Raw genomic sequence first — 5,602 nt, 5'->3', positions numbered from 1 at the left:
GGCCACCAGGGCGTCGCCGCCGTTGTTGCCCGGCCCCACCAGGACCAGCACCCGCGCCCCCACGGGAAACCGCGACATGATGAACCGGGCCGCGGCCGCACCGGCCAGCGGCATCAGGCTGCGCCCCTGGGCCAGGGCCTGCTGCTCGGCCTGGCGGATCCGGGCAACGGAATAGGCGGGTTGCGCGTCCATATAAGGCAGGTGGGACAGGTACATGCGGGCGCTGGCGACTCCGGCGCGCCCGGGGCCGACTCGCGCACGGCAAGCTGCGCCTGCCTACACCTTCAGGAAATGTTCCCGGTAATACTTCAGCTCGTCGATGGACTCGTAGATATCGGCCAGCGCCTCGTGCTTGCTCTTTTTCTCGAACCCCTTGTAGACCGCCGGCGCCCAGCGGCGCGACAGCTCTTTCAGCGTGCTGACATCCAGGTTGCGGTAATGGAAGAACCGCTCCAGGTTGGGCATGTAGGCATACATGAAGCGGCGGTCTTGGCTGATGGTATTGCCGCACAACGGCGACTTGCCGGCCGGCACGTGCTGCGCCAGGAAGTCCAGCAGGGTCTGCTCGGCTTGCGCCTCGGTCAGGGTAGATGCCTTCACCTTGTCGATCAGGCCGCTTTTGCCATGAGTGGACTTGTTCCAGTTGTCCATGGCGTCCAGCAGGCTGTCGGCCTGGTGCACCACCAGCACGGGCCCTTCGGCCACGACGGAGAGGTCGGGCTCGGTGACCACCACGGCCACTTCGATGATGCGCTCTTTGGTCGGGTCCAGCCCGGTCATCTCCATATCGAGCCAGACCAGTCGGTTTTCGTTCGCAGCCATATAATTTGCCTTTAAAACACCGCATTTTCTCACACGCATCTTATTCCGTGCCGCTGACGACCCTTACCCTGCTGTTCGTTTTCTTCCTGCTGGCCGACGTAGTCGTGCGACTGTGGCTGGCTTCGCGCCAGATCCGCCACGTGGCCCGACACCGCGACCAGGTACCGCCCGAATTCGCGCCCCGCATCGGCCTGCATAGCCACCAGCGCGCCGCCGACTACACCGTGGCCCGGGTAAAACTGCTGATGCTGGAACGCGTATACGATGCCGTGCTGCTGGTGGCCCTGACCCTGCTGGGCGGGCTGCAGGCCATCGACCTGCTGATCGCCCAGCTTACCTCGCACGACCTGCTGCGCCAGTTGCTGCTGCTGGGCAGCGTGGCGGTGTTGCTGGGGCTGCTGGGCCTGCCCTTCACCCTGTGGCGGCAATTCGTGCTGGAGGCGCGCTTCGGCTTCAACCGCATGACCCCCGGGCTGTTCGCCGCCGACCTGGCCAAGGGCCTGCTGCTGGCGCTGGTACTGGGGGCCCCGCTGGCGGCGGCCATTCTGTGGCTGATGGCCGGGGCCGGCAACCTGTGGTGGGTGTGGGCCTGGGGCTTGTGGACGGCATTCAATATCCTGCTGCTGTTCATCTTCCCCACCTTCATCGCCCCCCTGTTCAACAAGTTCACGCCGCTGAACGACCCCGAACTGGCCGGCCGCATCAAGCAACTGGCCCAGCGCTGCGGCTTTGCCCTGAGCGGGTTGTTTGTCATGGACGGCTCACGCCGCTCGGCCCACGGCAATGCGTACTTCACAGGCTTCGGCAAGTCGCGCCGCATCGTGTTCTTCGACACCCTGCTGGCACGCCTGAACGGCGACGAAATCGAGGCCGTGCTGGCCCACGAACTGGGCCATTTCGCCAAGCGCCATATCATCAAGCGCATCGTGCTGAGCTTCGGCGCCGCGCTGCTGTTCTTCGCCGTGCTGGGGTGGCTGGCCCAGCAGCCCTGGTTCTATGAAAGCCTGGGCGTACTGCCCCGCCTGGACGGCCGCAACGATGCCATGGCCCTGCTGCTGTTCTTCCTGGTCATTCCGGTATTCACGTTCATGCTCACCCCGCTGGCCAGTTGGTACTCGCGCCGCGACGAGTTCGAGGCCGACCGCTATGCCGCCACCCAGAGCTCGCCCGACCGGCTGGTGTCGGCTCTAGTCAAACTGTACGATGACAACGCCGCCACGCTCACACCCGACCCCGTGCATTCCGCCTTCTACGACAGCCACCCTCCCGCCGCCGTGCGCATCCGCCACCTGACGCAGGGGACATGAGCCCCAGCCCCCACCTGGAAGGCCGCATCATCGCGGCGCATGGCCGCCATTACGTGGTGGAATTCCCCGACGGCACGCAACGCCATTGCTTCCCCCGCGGCAAGAAGGCCGGCGCCGCGGTGGGCGATTTCGTGCGCGTCGCGCCGCAGGGCCGCGACGAAGGCGCCATCGACGCCATCCTGCCGCGCCGCAACCTGTTGTTCCGTTCGGACGAAACCCGCTCGAAGCAATTCGCCGCCAATGTCGATCAATTGCTCATCGTCGTGGCGGTGGAACCCACCTTCTCGGACGACCTGGCCGGACGCGCGCTGGCGGGCGCCTGGAGCGCCGGCATCGAACCGCTGGTCATCCTGAACAAGGCCGACCTGGCGCATGGGCTGGCCGAGGCGCGTGCCCGCCTGGCCGCGGTACGCGCCCTCGGCGTGCCGGTCATCGAACTCAGCGCGCACGACACCGGCGCGGTGCATCAGCAACTGGTCGGGCGGCTGGCCGGCCGCACCACTCTGCTGCTGGGGCAAAGCGGCATGGGGAAATCCACCCTGCTGAACGCCCTGGCGCCCGACGCCGGTGCCGCCACGCGGGAACATTCGGCCGCGCTGGACATGGGCCGGCACACCACCACTACCACGCGGCTGTATCACCTGCCCGCCCCCGGCGGCGACCTGATCGATTCCCCCGGCTTCCAGGCCTTCGGCCTGCAGCATCTATCCGGGGCAGACATTTTGCGCGGCTTCCCGGAATTCACCCCGCACATCGAGCATTGCCGCTTCTACAACTGCACGCACCGGCACGAGCCCGGCTGCGGCGTGGTGGCGGCCCTGCAGGCGGGCAGCCTCGACGCGGGCCGCTACGCCTTGTACCGGCGAATTCTGGAAGAAAGCGAAGCGGCGCAGCAGCGCTACTGACAATACGCTCAGGCCGGGCCGGCGCTGGCGGCCACGCCGTGCCTGACCATGTGGTACAGGTTGCGCAGAATGCCTGCGGTGGCGCCCCAGATGAAATAACGGTGCCAGGGCATGGCGTAATACTCGCGTTCGCGCCCGTCGGGCAAGGGTGCGCGGTACAGGCGGTGGTTGGCCGGATCCATCAGGAACGCCAGGGGCACCTCGAACACTTCCGCCACCTCGAAGGAATCCGGTGCCAGCGTAAAGCCGGGCCTGACCAGCGACAGCACGGGGGTAATGGAAAAACCGGTAGACGTGACGTAGGCCGGCATGCTGCCCAGCACGTCCACGTAATTGCCGGTAAGCCCGGTTTCCTCGTGGGTTTCACGCAGCGCGGCGGCCACGGCGGATGCATCGCTGGTTTCAAGCCGCCCGCCAGGAAAACTGATCTGGCCGGCGTGGTCGTGCAAATGGGCGGTGCGCTGCGTCAACATGACCCGCACCCCATCGGGGCGGGCAACCAGGGGGATCAGCACGGCCGCCAGCACGGGCGCCCCTTCGCGGCCCGGATGGCGGTATTCCGTCGTGCCCAGGGGGTCCAGCGGCCAATCGCCAGGGCTGCTGAGCACGCCGCGCAGCAGATCTGGCCCCAATTGCTCGGCAGGCACGGCGGCAAGGTCAAGATTGGCGGGCCGCCAGGGCTGGGCGGCGGGGTCGAATGGCGGAGCGGCCGGTGGCCGGCGAGGTCGGGACGAAGGGTCAGGCATACCTGCTGCGGACAAGAAAAAGGCACCTTTGCAGGTGCCTTTTTAACCCGGAAACCCGGTGAGCGCGGCATTTGCCCAACGTGGCAAATGCCGCTCCCATGGCCATCAAGCCGATTTGGCTTGCTTGAGGACCAGCTTTTCCTTGATGCGAGCCGACTTGCCCGAACGGCTGCGCAGGTAGTACAGCTTGGCGCGGCGTACGTCGCCGCGGCGCTTGACTTCGATGCCGGCGATTTGCGGCGAGTACAGCTGGAACGTACGCTCGACGGCTTCGCCCGACGAGATCTTGCGGACGATGAACGACGAGTTCAGGCCGCGGTTACGCTTGGCGATGACGACGCCTTCGTAGGCCTGTACACGCTTGCGGGTGCCTTCAACGACGTTGACGCTAACCACCACGGTGTCGCCGGGGGCGAATTCGGGCATGGTCTTGTCGCCGGTAAGGCGCTTGATTTCTTCCTGTTCCAGGACAGCGATGAGGTTCATGGTGAACTCCGAGATCATCATGCCTTGCGCGCTATTGGGCTACTTCTACCGATATGCTTGTGCGCAAGCAGAGGATGGGTTTGGTAAACCCGGCATTCTACATCAAAAATCCGTTGTTTTCATAGCCTTGCGCCCCCTTCGCCGTGGATTGGGAGTACGCTTGCGGCTGGCTCGGATTGTCACAAACCTGACACTTAATAGTCGCGCCCGCAGTTTCGCCCATGTCTTATACGTCCCTTGTTTTGGTAGTACTGGCGGCCATGGCCCATGCCAGCTGGAACCTGCTGGCCAAACGGGCCGCCATGGTGGGGCCGGTATTCGTGTTTGCCTACGGCCTGTGCGCCACCCTGCTGTATGCGCCGTGGGTCGTGTGGATACTGGTGCACCAGGGCATGACCTGGACTTGGCCGGTGGTGCTGTGCATCCTGGCATCCAGCGCCCTGCACCTGGGCTACAGCCTGTGCCTGCAGCGCGGCTACCAGGTAGCCGACCTGTCGGTGGTGTACCCCATTGCCCGTGGCACCGGGCCGCTGCTGTCCACCACCGGCGCCTTCCTGCTGCTGGGCGAGCCGGCAACGGGCACGGGTATTGCCGGGATGCTGTGCGTGGTGGGCGGCGTGCTGCTGATTGCCACCCAGGGCAGGCTGGCCTTGTTCCGCCAGCCGCAGGCTTGGCTGGGCGTACGCTGGGGGGTGGTGATCGGGCTGTTTATCGCGGCCTACACCGTGGTGGACGCCTATGGGGTGAAAGTCTTGCTGATCATGCCCGTGCTGTTCGACTGGTTTACGTGCCTGACCCGCACGGCCATGATGGTGCCCCATGTGCTGCGCCGCCGCGCCGAAAACTGGCAGGCCATGCGTGGCCACTGGCATCTGGCCGTAGCGGTAGGGCTGCTGTCGCCGCTGGGTTATATCCTGGTGCTGTATGCGCTGCGCAATGGCGCGCCGCTAAGCCTGGTGGCGCCAGCACGGGAAATGTCGATGATGCTGGGCACCCTGGCTGGCATGTTCCTGCTGCGCGAAAAAGTCGGCATGGGCCGCCTGGCCGGTTGCGCGGCCATACTGGCGGGCGTGATTCTGCTGGGATCGAGCTAGGCCCTGCCGCAGCGGCCTTCAAAACCCCGCCACGGCACCCAGCCACATCAGGGCGGGAATCAGTGCCCCCCACATGGCCACCAGCAGGACATCAACCACCATCTGGCGCGTGGTAACGCCCTGGCTTGCGGCCTGCGACGCAGTGCCCAGCGACTGGCTATGCGCCGCCGAAGTATCGGGCGCCGCCACCGCCACGGCGGGCTGGCTGGAGCGCACCGGCGCGGCCGCCGGCTGCTGGACAG

At 65.9% G+C, this 5,602-nt stretch carries 7 protein-coding genes and 1 pseudogene; 3 read left to right on the top strand and 5 right to left on the bottom strand.

The genetic code is table 11. The annotated features are described in order from the left end of the window. A partial coding sequence (locus tag LPZ50_RS20980; RefSeq protein WP_329957687.1) for an NAD(P)H-hydrate epimerase occupies positions 1 to 216 on the bottom strand: 216 nt, incomplete at its 3' end. A gap of 60 nt (positions 217 to 276) precedes the next feature. Beyond that, the gene (gene orn, locus LPZ50_RS20975; RefSeq protein WP_230664611.1) at positions 277 to 822 is read right to left on the bottom strand and encodes an oligoribonuclease; all 546 of its coding nucleotides are present in this window, start codon (positions 820 to 822) and stop codon (positions 277 to 279) included. Positions 823 to 869: 47 nt separating this feature from the next. Between orn and LPZ50_RS20970 the strand changes: the two genes are divergently transcribed. Next, positions 870 to 2,129 (top strand): M48 family metallopeptidase, encoded by a 1,260-nt coding sequence (locus LPZ50_RS20970; RefSeq protein ID WP_230664609.1) that lies wholly within the window; start codon positions 870 to 872, stop codon positions 2,127 to 2,129. Beyond that, positions 2,126 to 3,034 (top strand): ribosome small subunit-dependent GTPase A, encoded by a 909-nt coding sequence (rsgA, locus tag LPZ50_RS20965; RefSeq protein ID WP_230664607.1) that lies wholly within the window; start codon positions 2,126 to 2,128, stop codon positions 3,032 to 3,034. The genes LPZ50_RS20970 and rsgA overlap by 4 nt, the downstream gene beginning before the upstream one ends. An 8-nt stretch (positions 3,035 to 3,042) precedes the next feature. Here the strand turns inward: rsgA and LPZ50_RS20960 are convergent, their stop codons facing one another. Together LPZ50_RS20960 and rplS are read right to left on the bottom strand one after the other, a co-directional pair. Further along, positions 3,043 to 3,780, bottom strand: a complete 738-nt coding sequence (locus tag LPZ50_RS20960; RefSeq protein ID WP_230664606.1) for a CoA pyrophosphatase — start codon at positions 3,778 to 3,780, stop codon at positions 3,043 to 3,045. A gap of 105 nt (positions 3,781 to 3,885) precedes the next feature. Next, positions 3,886 to 4,266, bottom strand: a complete 381-nt coding sequence (gene rplS, locus LPZ50_RS20955) for a 50S ribosomal protein L19 (RefSeq protein ID WP_230664604.1) — start codon at positions 4,264 to 4,266, stop codon at positions 3,886 to 3,888. Between the two features lie 221 nt (positions 4,267 to 4,487). Here rplS and LPZ50_RS20950 point away from each other — a divergent pair, with 221 nt between their 5' ends. Then, positions 4,488 to 5,360 (top strand): DMT family transporter, encoded by an 873-nt coding sequence (locus LPZ50_RS20950; protein ID WP_230664602.1) that lies wholly within the window; start codon positions 4,488 to 4,490, stop codon positions 5,358 to 5,360. 18 nt (positions 5,361 to 5,378) lie between these two features. Here LPZ50_RS20950 and LPZ50_RS20945 read toward each other — a convergent pair. Continuing rightward, a pseudogene (locus LPZ50_RS20945) lies at positions 5,379 to 5,602 on the bottom strand (hypothetical protein); the annotation flags it as partial.

Origin of the sequence: Bordetella petrii (assembly GCF_020991325.1) — a bacterium.
Taxonomy (GTDB): domain Bacteria; phylum Pseudomonadota; class Gammaproteobacteria; order Burkholderiales; family Burkholderiaceae_B; genus Bordetella_A; species Bordetella_A petrii_E.
This window is presented reverse-complemented; position numbering and strand designations above follow the sequence as displayed.

Coding starts and splice junctions, on each gene's coding strand:
- rplS (WP_230664604.1), bottom strand. CDS start 4,266: ATGAACCTCATCGCTGTCCTGGAACAGGAAGAAATCAAGCGCCTTACC.
- LPZ50_RS20950 (WP_230664602.1), top strand. CDS start 4,488: ATGTCTTATACGTCCCTTGTTTTGGTAGTACTGGCGGCCATGGCCCAT.
- LPZ50_RS20960 (WP_230664606.1), bottom strand. CDS start 3,780: ATGCCTGACCCTTCGTCCCGACCTCGCCGGCCACCGGCCGCTCCGCCA.
- rsgA (WP_230664607.1), top strand. CDS start 2,126: ATGAGCCCCAGCCCCCACCTGGAAGGCCGCATCATCGCGGCGCATGGC.
- orn (WP_230664611.1), bottom strand. CDS start 822: ATGGCTGCGAACGAAAACCGACTGGTCTGGCTCGATATGGAGATGACC.